We start from the raw sequence: 20,000 nt of genomic DNA on the forward strand, positions 1-20,000 counted from the left end.
GTCTCCGTGTGGGCGGTCAGGCGGTTCTGTGGCGGTGGCGGCGCAGGCGCGTATTGAAGACGCCACGCGTGCCGAAGACGGTCGAGACGAGATAGACGACCCCCGCCGAAAGAATGATGGCCGGGCCTGAGGGCAGGGCGGCGTGGTAGGACAAGAGCAGCCCGGCGATGCAGGAGCCGAAGCCGATGACGATGGCGAGCGCGCACATCGGCTCCACGCGCGCCGTCCAGAAGCGGGCCGCTGCCGCCGGCAGCATCATCAGGCCAACCGAAAGCAGGGTGCCGAGCGCCTGGAAACCGCCGACTAGATTGAGCACGACCAGCCCGAGAAAGATGAAATGCACCGGTGTTCCGAGCCGGCTCACCGAGCGCAGGAACAGCGGATCGAGGCATTCGGCGACGATGGCGCGCCAGAAGATGGCGAGCGTCACCAGCGTGACGGCCGAAATCGCCGCGATCAGCGTCAGCGCGTCGTCATTGAGGGCGAGCACGGTGCCGAACAGCACATGCATCAGGTCCACGCTCGATCCCCGCAGCGAAACCATCAGCACGCCAAGCGCCAGCGAGATCAGGTAGAAGGCCGCCATGGAGGCGTCTTCCTTCTGCACGGTGAAGCGCGATACAGCGCCCGCGCCTAGGGCGACGATGACGCCGGCGACCAGCCCGCCAATGGTCATCGGCACGATCTGCAGGCCGAAGAGAAGGAAGCCGGCGGCCGCGCCGGGCAGGATGGCATGTGCCATGGCGTCGCCCGTCAGGCTCATGCGGCGCAGCATCAGGAACACGCCGACCGGGCAGGCGCCCAGCGACAGCATCAGCGAGCCGGCCAACGCGCGCTGCATGAAGCCGAATTCGACGAAGGGGGCGATCAGGAAATCATACATGGCGCTGCTCAGGCTGCCCTTGGGCCGGTTTCGTGGTCGGGGCGGTCGTGCACTTCGCCATGCTCTTGATGGTGATGGCCGTCGTGAGAGTGCGCGTGTCCATCGGCATGCTCGTGCCCGTGATCGGGTTCGCACCAGGGCGCGTCCTCGTGCCAGGCCTCGTCGAAGCGCCGGGCGCGCAGCAGGTTTTCCGGCCGCAGCGTCTCCCTGGTGGCGCCCCAGGCCACGGGGCGGCGCGCCAGCAGCAGCGTCTCCGGGAAGTGCTCGCGGACGAGGTCGAGGTCGTGCACCACCACGATCACGGTCCGCTTCTCTCCATGCCAGCGCTTGATCAGCCCAATGAGGTCGTTGACCGTCTTGGCGTCGACGGCGTTGAAGGGCTCGTCGAGCAGGATCAGTTCCGCATCCTGCACCAGCACGCGGGCAAACAGTGCGCGCTGCAATTGGCCGCCTGACAGCGTGTCGATCGGCCGCTTCTCGAAGCCCTCGAGGCCGACCGCCTTCAGCGCCTTGGAAACCTCTGCGCGGTCATCCCGAGTGAAACGCCCCAGAAGGCCGCGCCGCGGCCATAGTCCCATCGAGACAAGATCCACGACGCGAGCCGGAAAGGAACGGTCAAGCTCGGATTGCTGCGGCAGGTAGGCGATGCGGGCATTGCGCGCGTTCACACACAGGCCGGACATCGGCTTCAACACGCCCACAATGCCCTTCATGAGCGTGGATTTGCCGGAACCATTGGCGCCGACGACAGCGGTCAGGGATCCGACCCTGAAGGAGCCGTTGAGATGGTGAACGGCCGGGTGGCTGCTGTAGCCGAGCGTCAGGTCGCGAAAGGTGAGGCAGGCGTCAGTCATCGTCGGTCCGCGACCCAGGGAGGAGAGTTGCTGTCTGGATATGTGATGTTATTACATTAGTCAACGTGCCGGAATGGCAAGGGCCGGGGCAAAGTCCTGATATGGATGGGGAGAAACAGGGGTTTCCCATCGGGGCGGCCTTGCCCGGCAGAGCACTGAAATCTAAAGAGAACCGGGCACGGAGCAACAAGAAGGAAGCCAGCCATGACCATCCGCCGCATCGATGTCGGTCCCCGCATGAGCGACATCGTCATCCACAACAACACGATCTATCTGGCCGGCCAGGTTGGTGCGCCGGGCGCCAGCGTCACCGAGCAGACCAAGGCCATCCTGGCCTCCATTGATGAGCTGCTGGCCAAGGCCGGGTCGGACAAGACCAAGATCCTCCAGGCGATCATCTGGCTGGCCGACATGAACACCTTTGGCGAAATGAACGCCGTCTGGGATGCCTGGGTGCCGCAGGGTCACACCCCGGCGCGCGCCACCGGCGAAGCCAAGCTGGCCACCCCGGATTACAAGGTCGAGATCATCATCACGGCCGCCGTCTAAGGCTCGTCCTTCGAAAATTCGATTTTGAACTATGTCGCCGCCCCGTGCGGCGGCATAGCTCCGCCTATGCTCTGCCGGCGCGATCGGGTCGTGCGTTTTCGATCGTCTGCCGATGTGTTTTCCAGGCGAGCCGCACGCCGGCGGTGGAAAACGGGCTTTCAAACACGAAAATGCCCGAATTCACATCCTTTGTCTTCCCATTGATTCCAATGAGATTTTGATTGGGAAATGTCCGACGCATTTCCAGCTGACTCATAATTTTTGAGAAAAGACCGTTTGGCCGTTGCTTGGATGCAACCAATCGCCACCAGAACTGTTCTGGCCCTAAAATGGCTGCGTCGAAGGCGCGGCCAGTTTGCTGTTGAGCGGAATCGCCATTGATGAATCTCCAGACCACCCCCGCCCTGCTGGAAAAGGCAGTTTCTGACCTACTCGCAAGCGCAGAGCAGCCTATCCGATCGAACTTCCTGCCGGAGGACCGGCTGAGGATTTTGGGTGAGAGCCTGGCGCGCCGTGAGGTCACGGAATATTACGGCCTCGAGACCTTCGATTTCCACGCCCGTAACAAGGAAAACGCGGAAAAGATCCTCGAGGTCTATCGCGCCACCAATGCGGCGCAGGCCCGCGGCGAGACCATAACGCCGGCCGCGCAGTGGCTGCTCGACAACAACTATCTGGTCGAAGAGACCATCTTTCAGATCAAGCGCGACCTGCCGCGCCGGTTCTATCGCGAACTTCCCACCATCGAGCTGACCAACGGCGTGGTGGCGCCGCGCGCGCTTGCACTTGCGTGGGTCTATGTGGCGCATTCCGACAGCACCGTCTCGGCGGAGATGTTCAAGGCGCTGGTCGATGGCTACCAGCGTGTCGAGCCGATGCGCATCGGTGAGTTGTGGGCGCTTCCCTCACTGTTGCGCTTCGTGCTGATCGAGAATCTGCGCCGGTTGGCGGTGCGGGTCTACAGGACCCACGAGATGCGCCAGATCGCCAACAACGTGGCCGACCAGATCATGGCTGCGAGCGACGGCGAGGCCTGGCGCACAATCCTGTCGCGCTACACCGCCCATGCGCGTGACACCACCTTCGCCACCCAGATGCTCTACCGCCTGCGGGATGGCTCCAAGAATGCCGGAAAAGCGCTGGTGTGGCTGGAGGAGCAGCTCGAAACCGCGGGTTCGGATGCCGAAGAGACCATCCTGAGCGAGCACCAGATGCTTTCCAGCGGCAACGTGACCACTGGCAATATCATCCGCGGCCTGCGCCTTCTGAACGACGTCGACTGGACGCTGTGGTTCGAATCCGTCAGCCCCGTCGATGCGCTTCTGCGCGAACGCAGCAATTTCGGCGAGCTCGATTTCCAGTCGCGCGACCAGTACCGCACCGCCATCGAAGATCTGGCGCGGCGCTCGAAGCTCACCGAATATGACGTCGCCGAGCGCGCGACCGAAATGGTGGAAGAGGGCGGGCGTATCGCGGTCGCGGCCGATGAAATCCAGCTCGCGGCCGATGAAGCCCAGGCCGCCGATGAAGTCCTGCCCGCGCCCGACGAAGGCCAGCCTATGCAGGGCGAGGGCCAGCCTGTTCCGGCTGCGGCGAAGTGCAATGACATCGGCTTCTTTCTGGTCGGCCCCAAGCGCGCCGAGTTCGAACGGGCCATCGGCTATCGGCCCGGACTCCGGCTCCGGTTCGCGAGGGTGTTCCGGCGCACCGGCTGGCTGGGTATCGTCGTTCCCGTATTCGCCCTGACGGCGCTGTTGCTCACGCTGACGGGGCTGGCGCTCTCGCGCATCGGCCTGTCGTCGCCGTCCATTGCGCTGATGCTGATCCTTTTCTCCGTGCCGGCCAGCGAAGGCGCGATGGCGTTCTTCAACACGATCGTGCTGCTGTTCCTGCGGCCGACAAGACTGGTCGGCTACGAGTACAAGGACGGCGTCCCGGCCGAGGCGCGCACCCTGGTCGTGGTGCCGTCGCTGATCGGCTCACGCGACGATGTGGAGGAGAACGTTCGCCAGCTCGAGGTCCATCACCTGGCCAACATGCATGGCGAGATCTACTACGCGCTGCTTTCCGACTGGCCCGACAGCGCGTCCGAGCAGACCGCCGAGGACTTGGAGATCCTCAACCACGCGCGCGAGGAGATCGCCAGGCTGAACGCGCGCTATCCGGGCGAGGGCGCGCCGCTGTTCCACCTGCTGCACCGCCGCCGCCTCTACAATCCCTCGCAGAAGTGCTGGATGGGTTGGGAGCGCAAGCGCGGCAAGCTGCATGAGCTGAACCTGCTTCTTCGCGGCGATGCCGACACCACCTTCCTGCCGCCCGATGCGCCGCTGCCTGAGAACATCGTCCATGTGATGACGCTCGATGCCGACACCAGGATGACGCGCGACGCTGTGAAGAGGCTGGTGGGCAAGATGCGCCACCCGCTCAACCGCCCCGAATTCGATGCCACGCATAGGTGCGTTACGGCCGGCTACGCCATTCTTCAGCCGCGCGTTACCCATTCGCTGACGACCGGCGACGAGGCTTCGTTCTTCCAGCGCGTGTTTTCGGCCAACAGGGGGCTCGACCCCTATGTGTTTGCCGTGTCCGATCTCTACCAGGACGTGTTCGGTGATGGCTCCTTCACCGGCAAGGGGCTCTATCACATCGACGCGATGGAGGCGGCCCTGAAAGGCCGCATCTCCGAGAACACCATTCTCAGCCACGACCTTCTGGAAGGCGCGCTGGCCCGCTCGGCACTGGTCACCGATGTCGAAGTGGTGGAAGACTATCCCACGCGCTATTCGGTCGACGCGTCGCGCCATCACCGCTGGGCGCGGGGCGACTGGCAGTTGCTCGGCTTCATGCTGGACCCGAAGTCGGGGGTGCCGGCGCTGTCGCGGTGGAAGATGCTCGACAATCTGCGCCGCACCCTCACGCCCATATTCTGGGTGGCGGCGGCGGTTGCGGGCTGGACGCTGCTGCCCTTCACGCAGGCTGCGCAGTGGCAGGCGCTGCTTATCCTCAGCCTATTCATGGCGCCCACTTTCGACATCGTCGATTCGCTGCTGCCCAAGACGCGGGACGCCACGGCGCGCGGCCATTTCAGCGCGCTGTTTCGCGATGTGGCATTCGGCACTGCGATGGTGGCTTTGCGCGTCGTGCTCATGGCGCACAATGCCTGGATGATGGGCGATTCCATCATCCGCACGCTGTACCGCCTGTTCGTGAGCCGCCAGAACCTGCTGGAGTGGCGCACCGCTTCCCAGGCCTACAAGAGCGACGGCAACGATCTTGTCTCCTATTATCGGTTGATGCGCGGCGCGGTGATCATCGCGATCGCCGGCCTCGCCATTCCCGTTGCGGCCGACTCGACCGGCAGCTTCGTCGCGTTCTTCTTCGCAATCTTCTGGGCCGGTTCGCCCGCCTTCGCCTGGCTTATCAGCCGTTCGGCCGAAACCGAGGACAGGCTGCGCATCTCGGAGCGCGATGTCCAGCGGCTGCGCATCGTGGCGAGGCGCACCTGGGCCTATTTCGAAACCCATGTGACGCCCGACAACAACTACCTGCCGCCGGACAATTTCCAGGAGACGCCGCAGCCGGTCGTCGCCCACCGCACCTCGCCCACCAATATCGGCGTCTATCTGCTTTCGGTCATCTCGGCGCGAGACTTCGGCTGGATCAGCCTGGCCGATGCCGCAAACCGGATCGATCACACGCTCAGCACCATCGAGCGGATGACCCGTTACCGCGGCCATCTGTACAACTGGTACGACACGATCACCTTGCGTCCGCTGCAGCCGCTGTATGTATCGAGCGTCGACAGCGGCAATCTCGCCGGTCACCTGGTCACGGTCGCGGCGGCCTGCGCCGAATGGGCGGAAGCGCCTTCGGTGCACCTGCAGGGCGATTTCGACGGCCTCCTCGACGCGGTTGCGATCCTCGCCGAGAACCTCGACGCCCTCCCGGACGACCGCCGCCAGCTTCGGCCGCTGCGCCAGCGCTTGCGTGATCGCATCGACGGCATGAGCCGGGCCGTGGCAACCATCAAGCTGCAGCCTGAAATGGCGTCGATTCGCACCATCAACCTGGCGGTGTTGTCGGGCGAGATCCGCAAGCTGGCCAGCGCCATCCACACCGAAGTCGCTTCGGCCCGCTCGGAAGTGCTGATCGACTGGGCGGCCAAGCTGGAAGCGGCATGCGAGGCGCATGTCCACGACGCGCACAGTGACGAGAAGTCCATTGAGCAGCTCCGCGCCAAGTTGAAGAACCTGCAGGAGCGCGCGCGGCGCTTCGCGTTTGAAATGGATTTCTCCTTCCTTCTGCGGCGCGAGCGCAAGCTGCTGTCGATCGGCTATCGCGTCGAGGAGCATCAGCTGGACGAAAGCTGCTACGACCTGCTGGCGTCGGAAGCGCGGCTGACCAGCCTGTTCGCCATCGCCAAGGGCGACATCCCCACCGAGCACTGGTTCAGGCTTGGCCGGCCGATCGTGGAGATCGGCTTCAGGGGCGCGCTGATGTCGTGGTCGGGCTCGATGTTCGAGTACCTCATGCCGCCACTGGTCATGAAGGAGCCGGCAGGCGGGCTGCTCAACCAGACCAACAAGCTGGTGATCTACCGCCAGATGCAATACGGCCGCTCCAAGCACGTGCCGTGGGGCATTTCGGAGTCGGCCTACAATGCGCGCGACCGCGAGATGACCTACCAGTACACGAATTTCGGCGTGCCGGGGCTGGGGCTGAAGCGCGGCCTCGGCCGCAACACGGTCATTGCGCCTTACGCCACCGTGCTTGCCGCCCAGTTTATGCCGCACGAAGCGGTTCAGAATCTCGAGCGCCTGAGACGCATCGGCGCGCTCGGTCGCTACGGATACTACGACGCGGTCGACTTCACGCCGCAGCGCGTGCCCGATGGCTCGAACCACGCGGTGGTCTACAACTACATGGCCCATCACCAGGGCATGTCGATTGCCGCCGTGGCCAACGCCATCTTCGAGGGCCGGCTGCGTGATCGGTTCCACAGCGACCCCGTCATCGAGGCGGCCGAACTGCTGCTGCAGGAAAAGGCCCCGCGCGATGTTACCGTTTCGGCGGTGCGCACCGAGGCAGACGAACGCGGCAAGGTCGAGACGCTCGAACAGAGCGCCGACACGCGCCTGGTCGTGGAGCCGGAGCGGGCGTTGCGCTCCACCAACCTGATGTCGAACGGACGCTATTCCGTGATGGTCACCGCGACAGGCTCGGGCTACAGCCGCTGGAATGAGCTGTCCGTCACCAGGTGGCAGCCGGACCCGGTCGAAGACCGGCTCGGCAGCTATCTGTTCCTGCGCGATATCGAAACCGGCGATTGGTGGTCGTCCACCAAGGAGCCGAAGCGCGCCGCCTCCGAGCACTCGCAGACGCTGTTCTGCGACGACAAGGCAAGCTTCATCAAGACAGTGGGCACGCTGCGCTCCGAGGTCGAGTGCATCGTGGTTTCTGAAGGCAATGGCGAGGGCCGGCGCATCACCATCGCCAATGACGGCATTGCCGACCGGCATATCGAGGTGACTTCCTATGCCGAGCTTGTGCTGGCGCCGGAAGCCGCGGACAGCGCTCACCCTGCCTTCTCCAAGATGTTCGTGGAAACGGAAATAGCCGGCAACAGCAGCGCGATCTTCGCCACGCGTCGCAAGCGTTCGGACAGCGACCCCGATATCTTCCTGGCGCATTTCGTGACCGACGCATCCGGCGTAACCCGCGATACCGAGGCCGAGACGGACCGCCGTGCCTTCCTTGGGCGCGGGCGGACCATCGCTGATGCGGCGGCCTTCGACGAAGGCGCCCGGCTCAGCGGCAGTTCCGGCTTCGTGCTGGACCCGATCATGTCGCTGCGCTGCCGGGTCAGGGTGCCTGCCAACAAGAAGGTGTCGCTGACCTTCTGGACAGTTGTCGGAAGCGACCGCGAGGAAGTCGAATCCGCCGTGACACGGCTCGACCATCCCGAGAGCTTTCCGCGCCAGGCCATGCTTGCCTGGACACGCTCGCAGGTCCAGACGCGCCACTTGGGCCTCAGCCTCTCGGATGCGGCCAATGTTCAGAAGCTGGCTCGCTATCTGATCTATCCCGATCCCTACTTGCGGGCCCCGGCGGAAACCGTGGTGGCCGGCCTTGGGCCACAGTCGGCCCTGTGGCCGATGGGAATTTCGGGCGATTTCCCGATCTTCGCGCTCCGCATCGGCGACGTTGCCGATCTCGAGATCGTCGCTCAGGCGCTGCGCTTCCAGGAGTATATGCGTGCTCGCGGCTTGTTCGCAGACCTGGTCATCATAAATGAGCAGGCATCATCCTACGTGCAGGACCTGCAGCAGGCCATCGAGACGCTGGCCGAAAACAGCCGTCTGCGCGGCAAGGAGCTCGGCCCGCGCCAGCACATCTTCGCTGTGCGCCGCGACCTCATGGACGATACCTCCTACAAGACGCTGCTGGCGGTCGCGCGTGTCATCCTGCACACGCGCAACGGCACCATATTCGATCAGATCGAGCGCGCGGAAGCGACAGCCTTGAAGGCTCGCGATCTCGCGGCTGCCGATGAGGCAGCCATGGCAGGTACATTGGCGACGGAACTCGAACCGAGCCTTCCGGCTAGATCCGCCGCGGTCGCGGATGGTTCGGGCCTGGAAGGCTGGAACGGCTTTGGCGGGTTCGACCGGGATGGCCGCGACTATGTCGTGCGCCTCGACCGGAGGCGCACCACGCCCCAGCCGTGGATCAACGTCATCTCCAACGCGTCGTTCGGCTTCCACACCTCAGCCGAAGGCGCTTCCTTTACCTGGAGCCGCAACAGCCGCGATTTCCAGCTGACCCCGTGGTCGAACGATCCGGTCAGCAACCGTCCCGGCGAGGCGATCTACATCTATGACCATGCCGACGGGCAGGCGTTTTCGCCGTTCGCGGCAGTGGTCCGGGACGAATCCATCGTCTACGAGGCGCGCCACGGACAGGGTGTCAGCACTTTCACCGCTTTCAGGGGCCCTCTGACCGCCGAGGTGACCCAGCTCGTCGATCCCACGGACCCGGTGAAGGTCTCGCGCCTGCGTATCCGCAACTCGGGCGGCGCATCGGTGCGCCTGCGCGTCTATGCCTATGCCGAATGGGTATTGGGCAACAATCGCGCCAAGTCGGCTCCTACCATCGTGCCGACGCAGGACCGCCGGACCGGGGCGCTGCTGGCGAACAACGCCTTCAGCCTCGAATTCGGCGACAGGGTAGCATTCCTGGCCGGCGATGGTGCTCCGCATACCGTCACCGCTGATCGCAGCGAGTTCATCGGCCATCTTGGAACCGCTGAAAGGCCGCATGTGGTGGTGCGGGGGCTGGAGCTGTCCGGCCGTGTCGAGGCTGGGCTGGACCCGTGTGCGGCTCTGGCACGCGACGTCGAAGTGCCGGCAGGCGGCGAGGTGTCCATGCTCTTCCTTCTTGGCGATGCCGCTTCGCCGGAAGAGGCGAGCGAACTCGTCACGCGTCATCGGCAGCGGGATTTTGACGATCGCCTCGCCGAGAACGATCGCAACTGGCGCGGCTTCCTCGAGACGCTGCAGGTGGAGACACCGGACAAGCCCTTCAATGCGCTGGTCAATCACTGGCTGCCCTATCAAAGCCTGGCATGCCGCATCCGCGCCCGCTCTGCCTTCTACCAGGCCAGCGGCGCATTCGGCTTCCGCGACCAGTTGCAGGACACGCTTTCGCTGCTGATGCACGACCCGCAGCTTGCCCGCAACCAGATCATCAATGCCGCCCACCGGCAGTTCGAGGAGGGCGACGTTCAGCATTGGTGGCTGCCGCGGACAGGCGCCGGCGTACGCACCATCATCTCGGACGATGTGGTCTGGCTGGCCTATGGCACCGCGCATTACGTGAACGTGACAGGCGACGTGTCGATCCTGCGGGAGGACATACCCTTCCTGATGGGAGAGAAGCTCGAGGAAGGCGAGCACGACCGCTTCTTCACTCCTGAGGTTTCCAAGAAGACCGCGCCGCTTTTCGAGCACTGCGCACGGGCGCTTGAACTCGCCATTCGCCGGTCAGGCCCCAATGGTCTCCCCCTCATCCTCGGCGGCGACTGGAACGACGGCATGAACCGCGTCGGCGAGGAGGGCAAGGGGGAGAGTGTGTGGCTGGGCTGGTTCCTGCTCAAGACGCTCGGCGACTTTGCGCCCATCGCGCGCGAGCAGGGCGATTCGAGGCGTGCCGACCGGTGGGAGAAGCATGCGCGGCGCTTGAAGCAGGCTCTGGAGAAATCGGCCTGGGACGGCGAGTGGTACCGCAGGGGCTCCTATGACGACGGAACGCCGCTCGGCTCTTCCAAATCGCAGGAATGCAAAATCGATTCGATCGCGCAGTCCTGGAGCGTCTTGTCCCGCCAGGGCGACCCCGAGCGTTCGAAGATCGCTATCGATTCGGCCATGAAGATGCTGGTCGATGACGAGAACCAGATCGTCAAACTGTTCACGCCTCCGTTCGTGAACACGGAAAAAGACCCCGGCTACATCAAAAGTTATCCGCCCGGTGTGCGTGAAAACGGCGGCCAATACACCCACGCCGCCACCTGGCTTGTCATAGCTTTGGCCGAAATGGGGCGTGCCGACGATGCTTACCGCTGCTTCAGCTTGCTCAATCCGGTGAACCATTCGCTGGACGAAGCCGCCGCCAACAGGTACCGGGTCGAACCCTATGTGGTCGCCGCCGATATCTACTCGGTGGGCGATCAGGGAGGGCGCGGAGGCTGGACCTGGTACACGGGGTCGGCAGGCTGGCTTTACCGTGCGGCAGCAGAGAGCATCCTGGGCATCCGTTGGCAGGGCGAAAGCCTTGTCATCGACCCGGTTCTGCCGACGCACTGGCAGGGTTATTCGGCCAGGTTGAAGCTGGGCGGCGCGGTGTATGACATCCGCGTGGAGCGCCAGAAAGGCATCCGCAAAGCTGCGATGGAGCATGACGGAAAGCGGGTTGACGGGAACTCCATCGAGCTGAAACCCGGGGGTGAAAGCCAGGTGTTGGTGCGGGTTCCTTTTTAGCCGCGAAGAATATTTTCGCGGCCGGCCCTTGCCGGGGCCGGTCGCCATCATTTTGCCGTATGGCTGACATTTTTTCTTTAATCTCAAGCTGTTATGCGATCACGCCAAGTTACGGCACGTTGCTCGATGTTGTTTCGAAAAGGCGGAACCAAGTCTGTATGTGAGCATTGTCTTGCGGTGCGGCAGGCAATGCTGGGTGCAGCGATGGTGTGCGGCACGGCTTTAGCTTTCACGAGGTGAGTTTCGTGTCATTGCTGGAAGTCTATTTTCGAGCGCTTCGTTATCTGGCTGCCGAAAAGCGGCGCGTTTTTTTCATTTGTTCAGCAAATATTGTGCTTGCTCTGGTAACCATTGCTGAGCCGATACTGTTCGGCAGGGTTATCGATGCCATCTCGCAGAAGCTGGAAGTCGTCCCGACATTGGCGATCTGGGCCAGCCTGGGCGCCTTCAACATCCTTGCCTATGTGCTCGTAGCCCGGGGCGCCGACCGCATGGCCCACGCCCGGCGCGCCGCGCTGCTGTGCGAATCGTTCGAGCAGGTCGTCGCCATGCCCCTGTCGTGGCATCATGAGCGCGGAACGTCACAGGCGCTGCACACCCTGCTGCGCGCCGTGGAAAGCCTGTTCAGCCTCTGGCTGGAGTTCATGCGCCAGCACCTGACCACCGCCGTGGCCCTGGTGCTGCTGGTGCCGACGGCGCTTTCGCTCGATGTGCGCATGTCGCTGGTGCTGCTGGGGCTTGGCGTCTTCTACGTGGCCATCGGCCGGGTGGTGATGCACAAGACCAAGGACGGCCAGGCCAAGGTGGAGACGCACTATCACGAAGTTTTTTCGCACGTGACGGATTCGGTCAACAACGTCGCGGTGCTGCAGAGCTACAACCGCATCGGAGTGGAAACCCAGAAGCTGCGCGGTCATATCCGCGACCTGCTCCAGGCCCAGTATCCGGTTCTGGACTGGTGGGCGCTTGCCAGCGCGCTGCACCGCCTGTCTTCGACGATCTCGATGATGATCGTGCTGATGATCGGCGCCCTGCTGGTATCGCGCGGCGAATTACGCGTGGGCGACATCGTGGCCTTCACCGGCTTTGCGTCGCTGCTCATCAGCCGGCTCGATCAGGTTTCGAACTTCGTCAATCAGATCTTCGACGCCCGTGCCAAGCTCGAGGCCTTCTACCAGCTTGAAGATTCGGTGGCGGAGCGCGAGGAGCCGGCCGGCCTGGGCGAGCTGGAAAACGTCAAGGGCGATGTCTGCTTCGAGAATGTCAGCTTCGAGTTTCCGAATTCCGGCCATGGCGTGCAGGACATCTCCTTCGAGATCCGCGCCGGGCAGACCGTGGCTATCGTCGGCCCGACGGGGGCTGGCAAGACTACCCTCATCAACCTCCTCCAGGGCGTGCACACGCCGCAGAGCGGGCGCATCCTGGTCGACGGCGTGGATACGCGCTCGGTGACCCGCAAGTCGCTGCGCCAAGCCATGGCCACCGTGTTCCAGGATGCCGGCCTCTTCAATCGCTCGATCGAAGACAACATTCGCATCGGCCGCGAAAACGCCAGCTACGCCGATGTGCACGCTGCGGCCCAGGCGGCAGCCGCGCAGGACTTCATTCTGGCCAAGAGCGAGGGCTATGACACCAATGTCGGCGAACGCGGCGGCCAGCTTTCGGGCGGCGAGCGCCAACGCGTCGCCATTGCCCGCGCCATCCTCAAGGACGCGCCCATCCTGGTTCTGGACGAAGCCACCAGCGCGCTCGACGTGGAAACCGAAAGCCGGGTCAAGGATGCGATCGACCGCGTGCGACAGGGCCGAACGACCTTCATCATCGCCCATCGCCTGACCACCGTTCGCGATGCCGATCTGGTCGTCTTCATGGACCACGGCCGCATCGTGGAAATGGGCGGTTTTGCCGAGCTTTCGGCAACCAATGGACGCTTCGCAGCACTCCTGCGTGCCGGTGGCCTGCTGACCGACGAGGACGTGCGCGCGCTCAGCCACGTCTCGGTGCAGCCGGAGGCGGCGTGACCCACCAAAAGGGGAGGCGCCTGCGGCGACCTCCCGCATTGCAGGGGCCGGCTGCTCGCGGTAGATAGGCCGGCATGACTGAAACAAGCGCGCGGCCCGGCCGCTGGATCGATCTAGCCAATCCCACACGCTTCCTGGCGCTGGCCGACAGGGTGGTGCCGTGGCTTGGCGGCCTCTCGGTGGCTTTGCTGGCCACCGGGCTCTATTTGGGCTTCGCCGCGCCCGAGGATTACCAGCAGGGCATCACGGTCCGCATCATGTATATCCATGTGCCTTTCGCGTGGATCGCCATGATGTGCTATTCGCTGATGGCGGCGTCGTCGCTCGGCACGCTGGTCTGGCGTCACCCGCTGGCCGACGTCTCGCTCAAGGCCGCGGCACCGATCGGTGCCACTTTCACCGCGCTCGCGCTGGTAACCGGCTCCATCTGGGGCAAGCCGATGTGGGGTACCTGGTGGGTGTGGGACGCACGGTTGACCTCGGTCTTCGTGCTTTTCCTGATGTATCTGGGCATCATCGCGCTGACGCGGGCGCTGGACGATCCCGCGCGCTCTGCACGTGCGGCCGCCGTTATCACGCTGGTCGGCTTCATCAACATCCCGATCATCAAGTTCTCGGTCGAGTGGTGGAACACGCTTCACCAACCGGCATCAGTGTTCCGGATGGGCGGCCCGACGATCGATTCCAGCATGCTGTGGCCGCTGATGGTGATGGCCGCCGGCTTCACAGTCTTGTTCTTCACCTTGCATCTGATGGCGATGCGCACCGAGATCCTGCGCCGCCGCGTGATGGCCATGCGCTATATCGCAGCGCGCCGCGCCGACCGGAAAGCCGACTGAAAACAAGGCATTGGATTGCGGCCTTGAATCAAGGCCGCAATGTTTCGCTGTCTCTCAGAACGCCTTGAAGGTCAGCGTCGTCAGCGAGCGCACGATGCCCGGCACATTGGCCACGTTCTCGTTGATGAACTTGCCGATGTCGACATCGTCGTCGATGTAGATCTTCATCAACAGGTCGTAGTCGCCGCTGGTCGAATAGAGCTCGGAGGCAACCTCCCGCTCATAGAGCTGGTCGGCGACCGCATAGGTCTGGCCCGGCACGCATTGCAGTTGGACGAATACGGTTTTCATTCTGCTCTCCTGCACAGGATTCGACCGGCGCATTAGCCGTCCGGTCCAACATCATGCGTTGATTCGACAATCCGGCATTCGCTGCAAAGCCCGTTCTTGCGCGGGGCTCGGAAGCGGCCGGTCCAGCTCGTGTCTTACACGCCGAGCAGGGTCCGCACCAGCCTGTGATCAGGGTCGGCAAGACCTTCGATCACGTCGAAATGGTGCCGGTCGGCTTCCTCGACGCTCGAGACCTCAACGTTGAAGCTGCTCCACAGATTTTCCAGCAGGCCGTTCTGGCGCACGAATTCGGGCCGTTCGTTGGCGCCCACCCAGCAGGTGATGTCCATGCCGTCGAGCGGCTCGAGCAGCGCAGCACTTTCCGCACGCGCCTCGGCGAGGTCGAGCCGCAGCGTCTCGTTCATGCTTGTGTTGAGCAGGGGCCGAAGGTCGTGCAGGCCCGAGACCGAGACGGTCTTGCGCAGCCTTGCGGCCACGTCGCGGTCGAGCGGCGAGGTTACGGTGTTCATGCGGCTGACCAGATGGCCGCCGGCCGAATGGCCTGTGATGCGCAGCGGCCCCTCGATCTCGCGCGCGGCCGCATTGATCGCTGCGCCGATCTGCCTTGTGATGTCGGAGATGCGCGCCTCAGGCGCCAGCACGTAGGAAGGCATCGCCACCGCATAGCCGTGTGCGAGCGGGCCCGCCGCCAGATGCGACCATGCCGACTTGTTGAAGGCCATCCAATAGCCGCCATGCACGAAGACCACGAGCCCCCTGGCATCCGCCTGCGGCAGGAACAGGTCGTAGCAGTTGCGCGTGTGGGGGCCATAGGCGATGTCTTCGCGCAGGCGCCCGGCACCACGCATCTCGTCACGGAACGCTGTTGCCGCGGCGTGCCACTTGGCCGGGTAGGCGTCCCCGCCCGGAATATGCGCCGAATTCGAATAGGCGTCGTCCCAGTCCGTGATCTTGTTTCCCGACAATTCATGCCTCCCTTTGGTCGCCGTCGCTGGCCGGTCCGCGCTTTATCGATCACCGTGCGGCCGTTGCGCAAGTGCCTGGCTGGCGCTCGTGCATGCGCAAGTCGGGGCAGATTTCACGACTGTCTAAAAAATTTCAAGCTTGAAACTTCATGCTTGAAATTATCGTGGGGCGGTGCCATCCTTTTCCCATCAGAAGGAGTTGCCGATGAAGATCGCCTGTCTCGGAGGTGGGCCGGCCGGCCTGTACTTCGCCATCAGCATGAAGCTGCGCGACCCGTCGGCGGAGATCGCCGTGATCGAGCGCAACAAGCCGGACGACACGTTCGGCTGGGGCGTTGTGCTCTCCGACGAGACGCTGACCAAACTTGCCGCCAACGATCCCGTGAGCGCCGAAGCCATCCGCGCGCATTTCGCCTACTGGGACGACATCGCCGTCCACTTCAAGGACACCAAGACGGTGTCGAGCGGCCATGGCTTCTGCGGCATCGGCCGCAAGCAGCTTCTCCTCCTGCTGCAGGCGCGGGCGAAAGAGCTTGGCATCGAAATTCGCTTCGAGACCAATGTCGAGAGCGTTGCCGACTATGCCGAACAGTATGATCTTGTCGTCGCCTCCGACGGCCTGAACTCGCGGACCCGTACCGAATTCGCCGCCCAGTTCGAGCCCGATATCGACGTCCGTGTTTGCAAGTTTGTCTGGCTCGGCACGCACCAGAAGTTCGACGACGCCTTCACCTTCATCTTCGAGGAGACCGAGCACGGCTGGGTCTGGGCGCACGCCTACCAGTTCGACAACGACACCGCGACCTTCATCGTCGAGTGCAGTACCGAGACCTGGGAAAAGTTCGGCTTCGGCGAGATGAGCCAGCAGGAGAGCATCGCGGTCTGCGAGCGCATCTTTGCAAAGCATCTCGGCGGCCATGCGCTGATGACCAATGCCAACCACATCCGTGGCTCGGCCTGGCTGAATTTTCCGCGCGTGCTGTGCAAGCGCTGGTCCTACAAGAACATCGCGCTGCTGGGCGACGCGGCGGCTACCGCGCATTTCTCCATCGGATCGGGAACCAAGCTGGCGCTGGAGAGCGCTGTCGCGCTCGCCGAATATGTCCACACCGAAAAGTCGCTCGAAACCGCCTTCGCCCGTTACGAAGACGAGCGCCGCGTGCAGGTGTTGCGCCTGCAGTCGGCGGCGCGCAACTCGCTGGAATGGTTCGAGGAGGTGGAACGCTATTTCCATCTCGACCCGGTGCAGTTCAACTATTCGCTGCTGACCCGCTCGCAGCGCATCAGCCACGAAAACCTGCGCCTGCGCGACAAGGACTGGCTGGAGAGCGCCGAAGGCTGGTTCCAGGAGGCTGCCGGCGCGCCGCAGGGCACGCACCGCGCGCCGATGTTCGCGCCGTTCAAGCTACGGGGCATGGAGTTGAAGAACCGCGTCGTGGTTTCGCCCATGGCGCAGTACAAGGCCGTCGACGGCACGCCGACAGATTGGCACCTCGTCCACTATGGCGAGCGCGCCAAGGGCGGTGCAGGGCTGCTCTATATCGAGATGACCTGCGTCAGCGCCGAAGGCCGCATCACGCCCGGTTGCCCCGGCTTCTATGCGCCTGAACATGAAGTGGCCTGGAAGCGCATCGTGGATTTCGTCCACGCCGAAACGGAAGCCAAGATCTGCGCGCAGATCGGCCATGCCGGCCGCAAGGCTTCGACCCGCGTCGGCTGGGAAGGCACCGACAAGCCGCTGAAGGAAGGCAACTGGCCGGTGTTGTCGGTCTCCGATCTGCCGTGGTCGGAAGAGAACCAGACGCCGAAAGCGATGACCCGCGCCGACATGGACCTGGTGCGCGACCAGTTCGTATCGGCGGCACAGATGGCGGATCGCTGCGGCTTCGACATGCTCGAAATCCACGCCGCGCACGGCTATCTGCTGTCGTCCTTCATCACGCCGGTCACCAACAACCGCACCGACGAATATGGCGGCTCGCTGGAAAACCGCATGCGCTATCCGCTGGAGATCTTCCATGCGATCCGCGCGGTCTGGCCTGAGGAAAAGCCGATTTCGGTGCGTATCTCGGCCAACGACTGGGTCGGCCCCGAGGGCGTGACGCCCCAGGAAGCGGTGGAGATCGCGCGTATCTTCCGCGAAGCCGGCGTCGACATCTGCGACGTTTCTGCCGGTCAGACCACCAGGGCCGCGCGCCCGGTCTATGGCCGCATGTTCCAGACGCCGTTCTCCGACCGCATCCGCAATGAGACCGGCATGGCGACCATGGCCGTGGGCAACATCTACGAGCCGGACCACGTCAACTCGATCCTGCTCGCTGGCCGCGCCGACCTTGTCTGTCTCGCCCGTCCGCACCTGACCGACCCCTACTGGACGCTCCGGGCAGCGGCGACCTTGGGCGACACCGCCGAGGCATGGCCCGACCCATATCTGCCGGGCCGCGACCAGCTTCGGCGCCTCGCCGAGCGCGCCGCCGAGATGGCGGCACAGGATCGCGCGGTATGAGAGATCTGACCGGCAAGTGCGCACTGGTCACCGGCGGCGGCTCGGGCATGGGCGCGGCAATTGCCCGCGCGCTGGCCGATGCCGGCGCGACCGTCGTCGTATCTGGCCGGCGAATGGATGCGCTGCTGGAGGTGGCGGCTAGTTCGAAAGACATCGTCGCCATGACGGCCGACGTCACCGACGAGGCGTCGCTCAAGGCTCTGTTCGACCAGATCGCCAGCGAAGTCGGCGATCTCGACATCGTCGTTGCCAATGCGGGCGCTGCCGAAAGCGCGCCGTTCCGGCGCACCGGCCTCGACCTCTGGCGCCGGATGATGGACGTCAACCTCACCAGCGTCTTCATGACCTTCCAGCAGGCGCTGGCCAGCGGCATGGCCAAGCGCGGCGAGGGCAGGCTGGTCGCCGTCGCCTCGACCGCCGGGCTCAAGGGCTATCCTTATGTGTCCGCCTATGCGGCCGCCAAGCATGGGGTTATCGGGCTGACGCGCTCACTGGCGCTTGAACTCGCCGAGACCGGTATTACGGTGAACGCCGTCTGTCCCGGATTCACGTTGACGCCCATGCTCGAACGATCGATCGAAAACATCATGCAGAAGACCGGCAAGAGCCGGGAGGAAGCCGCCGCCGCGCTGACGGAGGGCAATCCGCAGCGCCGCTTCGTGCTGCCTGAGGAGGTGGCGCAGAGCGTGCTCTACCTCTGTGGGCCGAATTCCGGCTCCATGACCGGCCAGGCCCTGTCGGTATCGGGAGGCGAGATATGAGCGTGCAGCTGCCCGACGAGTTGAGTGCTTCCAGTCCGGTCAGGCCGCGGGTGCGTGTCTGGCTGAAGCTGTTGAAGGTCACCAAGAATGTCGAGCAGGTCGTTCGCGAAAACCTTCGCGCCGAATTCGACACCACCTTGCCGCGCTTCGACGTGCTCGCCGCGTTGGACCGTTTCGACGATGGCCTCAAGATGAGCGAGCTGTCGGCAGCGCTTCGCGTCTCCAACGGCAATGTCACGGGCATCATCGAACGCCTCGTCATCGACGGTCTGGTGCTGCGCGTGCCGGTAGCGGGCGACAAGCGCGCCACCCTGGTGCGCCTGACCCAGAAGGGGCAGGAGGAGTTCGCCAAGATGGCGGCGGCGCATGCGCGCTGGGTCAACGCCGTGCTCGAGGACCTGCCGCCGGCGGCGTGCGAGCAGGTTATCGGTATCCTGGACACCATCGGCAGGGCGCCGAAACAGACAGCGAAGGTTGATGATAATGACTGATATGGCGGGTTACGTCGCAAAGCATTTCCTCTGGCGCGTGGAGGACGGCATCGCCGTCGTCACGCTCGACCGGCCCGAGCGCAAGAACCCGCTGACCTTCGACAGCTATGCCGAACTGCGCGACGTGTTCCGCGCGCTGGTCTATGCCGACGACATCAAGGCGGTGGTGTTCGGCTCCAACGGCGGCAATTTCTGCTCCGGTGGCGATGTGCACGACATCATCGGCCCGCTGCTCGACCTCGACATGAAGGGCCTGCTGCGCTTCACTCGGATGACCGGCGATCTGGTCAAGGCCATGATCAACTGCGGCAAGCCGGTGATTGCGGCCGTCGACGGCGTGTGCGTCGGTGCCGGCGCCATCGTCGCCATGGCCTCCGACATCCGTCTCGCAACCCCGGAAGCCAAGACCGCATTCCTGTTCACCCGCGTCGGCCTTGCCGGTTGCGACATGGGCGCCTGCGCGATCCTGCCGCGCATCATCGGCCAGGGCAGGGCCTCCGAGCTGCTCTACACCGGCCGCACCATGAGCGCCGACGAGGGCGAGCGCTGGGGTTTCTACAACCGCATCGTCGATGCCGCCTCGCTCGACGCCGAGGCGATCGCCGTGGCCCGCCGCCTCGCCGACGGCCCGAACTTCGGCCATATGATGACCAAGACCATGCTGAACCAGGAATGGTCGATGTCCATCGAGCAGGCCATCGAGGCCGAAGCGCAGGCGCAGGCCATCTGCATGCAGACGCAGGATTTCAAGCGCGCCTACGACGCCTTCGTCGCGCGCGAAAAACCTGTCTTCAAGGGCGACTGA

Annotated in this window: 13 protein-coding genes; 8 read left to right on the top strand and 5 right to left on the bottom strand. The window is 64.1% G+C overall.

Annotation, left to right across the window (positions count from 1 at the left end; translation table 11 throughout):
• Nucleotides 1–16: 16 nt before the first annotated feature.
• Both aztB and aztA read right to left on the bottom strand, forming a co-directional pair.
• On the bottom strand, nucleotides 17–883 hold the full coding sequence (gene aztB, locus ABLE86_RS08590; protein WP_348778496.1) for a zinc ABC transporter permease AztB: 867 nt from the start codon (nucleotides 881–883) through the stop codon (nucleotides 17–19).
• Between the two features lie 8 nt (nucleotides 884–891).
• Nucleotides 892–1,737: a zinc ABC transporter ATP-binding protein AztA gene (aztA, locus tag ABLE86_RS08595; RefSeq protein ID WP_348778497.1), complete on the bottom strand. Its 846-nt coding sequence runs from the start codon at nucleotides 1,735–1,737 to the stop codon at nucleotides 892–894.
• A 204-nt stretch (nucleotides 1,738–1,941) separates the two neighbouring features.
• On the opposite strand from aztA, the gene ABLE86_RS08600 reads away from it, so the two are divergent.
• On the top strand, nucleotides 1,942–2,286 hold the full coding sequence (locus ABLE86_RS08600) for a RidA family protein (protein WP_348778498.1): 345 nt from the start codon (nucleotides 1,942–1,944) through the stop codon (nucleotides 2,284–2,286).
• Nucleotides 2,287–2,350: 64 nt separating this feature from the next.
• On the opposite strand, the gene ABLE86_RS08605 is transcribed toward ABLE86_RS08600, so the two are convergent.
• Complete coding sequence (locus ABLE86_RS08605; RefSeq protein WP_348778499.1) at nucleotides 2,351–2,683, bottom strand: hypothetical protein; 333 nt, start codon at nucleotides 2,681–2,683, stop codon at nucleotides 2,351–2,353.
• Between ABLE86_RS08605 and ABLE86_RS08610 the strand changes: the two genes are divergently transcribed.
• The 3 genes from ABLE86_RS08610 (at nucleotide 2,667) to ABLE86_RS08620 (ending at nucleotide 14,181) form a co-directional block, all read left to right on the top strand.
• Entirely contained in the window at nucleotides 2,667–11,321 is an 8,655-nt protein-coding gene (locus ABLE86_RS08610) for a glucoamylase family protein (RefSeq protein ID WP_348778500.1), read from the top strand. The genes ABLE86_RS08605 and ABLE86_RS08610 overlap by 17 nt on opposite strands.
• Before the next feature lie 245 nt (nucleotides 11,322–11,566).
• Nucleotides 11,567–13,342 (top strand): glucan ABC transporter ATP-binding protein/ permease, encoded by a 1,776-nt coding sequence (locus ABLE86_RS08615; protein ID WP_348778501.1) that lies wholly within the window; start codon nucleotides 11,567–11,569, stop codon nucleotides 13,340–13,342.
• Nucleotides 13,343–13,416: 74 nt separating this feature from the next.
• Entirely contained in the window at nucleotides 13,417–14,181 is a 765-nt protein-coding gene (locus tag ABLE86_RS08620) for a heme ABC transporter permease (RefSeq protein WP_348778502.1), read from the top strand.
• 54 nt (nucleotides 14,182–14,235) lie between these two features.
• Here the strand turns inward: ABLE86_RS08620 and ABLE86_RS08625 are convergent, their stop codons facing one another.
• Both ABLE86_RS08625 and ABLE86_RS08630 read right to left on the bottom strand, forming a co-directional pair.
• Nucleotides 14,236–14,472 (bottom strand): Lrp/AsnC ligand binding domain-containing protein, encoded by a 237-nt coding sequence (locus ABLE86_RS08625; RefSeq protein WP_106725628.1) that lies wholly within the window; start codon nucleotides 14,470–14,472, stop codon nucleotides 14,236–14,238.
• A gap of 134 nt (nucleotides 14,473–14,606) precedes the next feature.
• Nucleotides 14,607–15,437, bottom strand: coding sequence for an alpha/beta hydrolase (locus ABLE86_RS08630; RefSeq protein WP_348778503.1), 831 nt, complete (start codon nucleotides 15,435–15,437; stop codon nucleotides 14,607–14,609).
• A 205-nt stretch (nucleotides 15,438–15,642) separates the two neighbouring features.
• Here ABLE86_RS08630 and ABLE86_RS08635 point away from each other — a divergent pair, with 205 nt between their 5' ends.
• From ABLE86_RS08635 to ABLE86_RS08650, 4 genes are read left to right on the top strand one after another with little or no spacing between them, the layout of a single operon-like run.
• Nucleotides 15,643–17,943 carry a bifunctional salicylyl-CoA 5-hydroxylase/oxidoreductase gene (locus ABLE86_RS08635; protein WP_348778504.1) on the top strand — a complete coding sequence of 767 codons (2,301 nt, stop codon included), beginning with the start codon at nucleotides 15,643–15,645 and terminating at the stop codon, nucleotides 17,941–17,943.
• Nucleotides 17,940–18,704 carry an SDR family oxidoreductase gene (locus ABLE86_RS08640; protein WP_348778505.1) on the top strand — a complete coding sequence of 255 codons (765 nt, stop codon included), beginning with the start codon at nucleotides 17,940–17,942 and terminating at the stop codon, nucleotides 18,702–18,704. The genes ABLE86_RS08635 and ABLE86_RS08640 overlap by 4 nt, the downstream gene beginning before the upstream one ends.
• Entirely contained in the window at nucleotides 18,701–19,195 is a 495-nt protein-coding gene (locus ABLE86_RS08645; protein WP_348778506.1) for a MarR family transcriptional regulator, read from the top strand. Before ABLE86_RS08640 ends, ABLE86_RS08645 begins: the two co-directional genes overlap by 4 nt.
• On the top strand, nucleotides 19,188–20,000 hold the full coding sequence (locus ABLE86_RS08650; protein WP_348778507.1) for an enoyl-CoA hydratase family protein: 813 nt from the start codon (nucleotides 19,188–19,190) through the stop codon (nucleotides 19,998–20,000). Before ABLE86_RS08645 ends, ABLE86_RS08650 begins: the two co-directional genes overlap by 8 nt.

The organism is Mesorhizobium sp. KR2-14, from assembly GCF_040049255.1.
GTDB lineage: Bacteria > Pseudomonadota > Alphaproteobacteria > Rhizobiales > Rhizobiaceae > Pseudaminobacter.

What these genes read in the sequence shown, in the direction of transcription:
- aztB (WP_348778496.1), bottom strand. Translation starts at nt 883, where the DNA reads ATGTATGATTTCCTGATCGCCCCCTTCGTCGAATTCGGCTTCATGCAG.
- aztA (WP_348778497.1), bottom strand. Translation starts at nt 1,737, where the DNA reads ATGACTGACGCCTGCCTCACCTTTCGCGACCTGACGCTCGGCTACAGC.
- ABLE86_RS08600 (WP_348778498.1), top strand. Translation starts at nt 1,942, where the DNA reads ATGACCATCCGCCGCATCGATGTCGGTCCCCGCATGAGCGACATCGTC.
- ABLE86_RS08610 (WP_348778500.1), top strand. Translation starts at nt 2,667, where the DNA reads ATGAATCTCCAGACCACCCCCGCCCTGCTGGAAAAGGCAGTTTCTGAC.
- ABLE86_RS08620 (WP_348778502.1), top strand. Translation starts at nt 13,417, where the DNA reads ATGACTGAAACAAGCGCGCGGCCCGGCCGCTGGATCGATCTAGCCAAT.
- ABLE86_RS08625 (WP_106725628.1), bottom strand. Translation starts at nt 14,472, where the DNA reads ATGAAAACCGTATTCGTCCAACTGCAATGCGTGCCGGGCCAGACCTAT.
- ABLE86_RS08635 (WP_348778504.1), top strand. Translation starts at nt 15,643, where the DNA reads ATGAAGATCGCCTGTCTCGGAGGTGGGCCGGCCGGCCTGTACTTCGCC.
- ABLE86_RS08640 (WP_348778505.1), top strand. Translation starts at nt 17,940, where the DNA reads ATGAGAGATCTGACCGGCAAGTGCGCACTGGTCACCGGCGGCGGCTCG.
- ABLE86_RS08645 (WP_348778506.1), top strand. Translation starts at nt 18,701, where the DNA reads ATGAGCGTGCAGCTGCCCGACGAGTTGAGTGCTTCCAGTCCGGTCAGG.
- ABLE86_RS08650 (WP_348778507.1), top strand. Translation starts at nt 19,188, where the DNA reads ATGACTGATATGGCGGGTTACGTCGCAAAGCATTTCCTCTGGCGCGTG.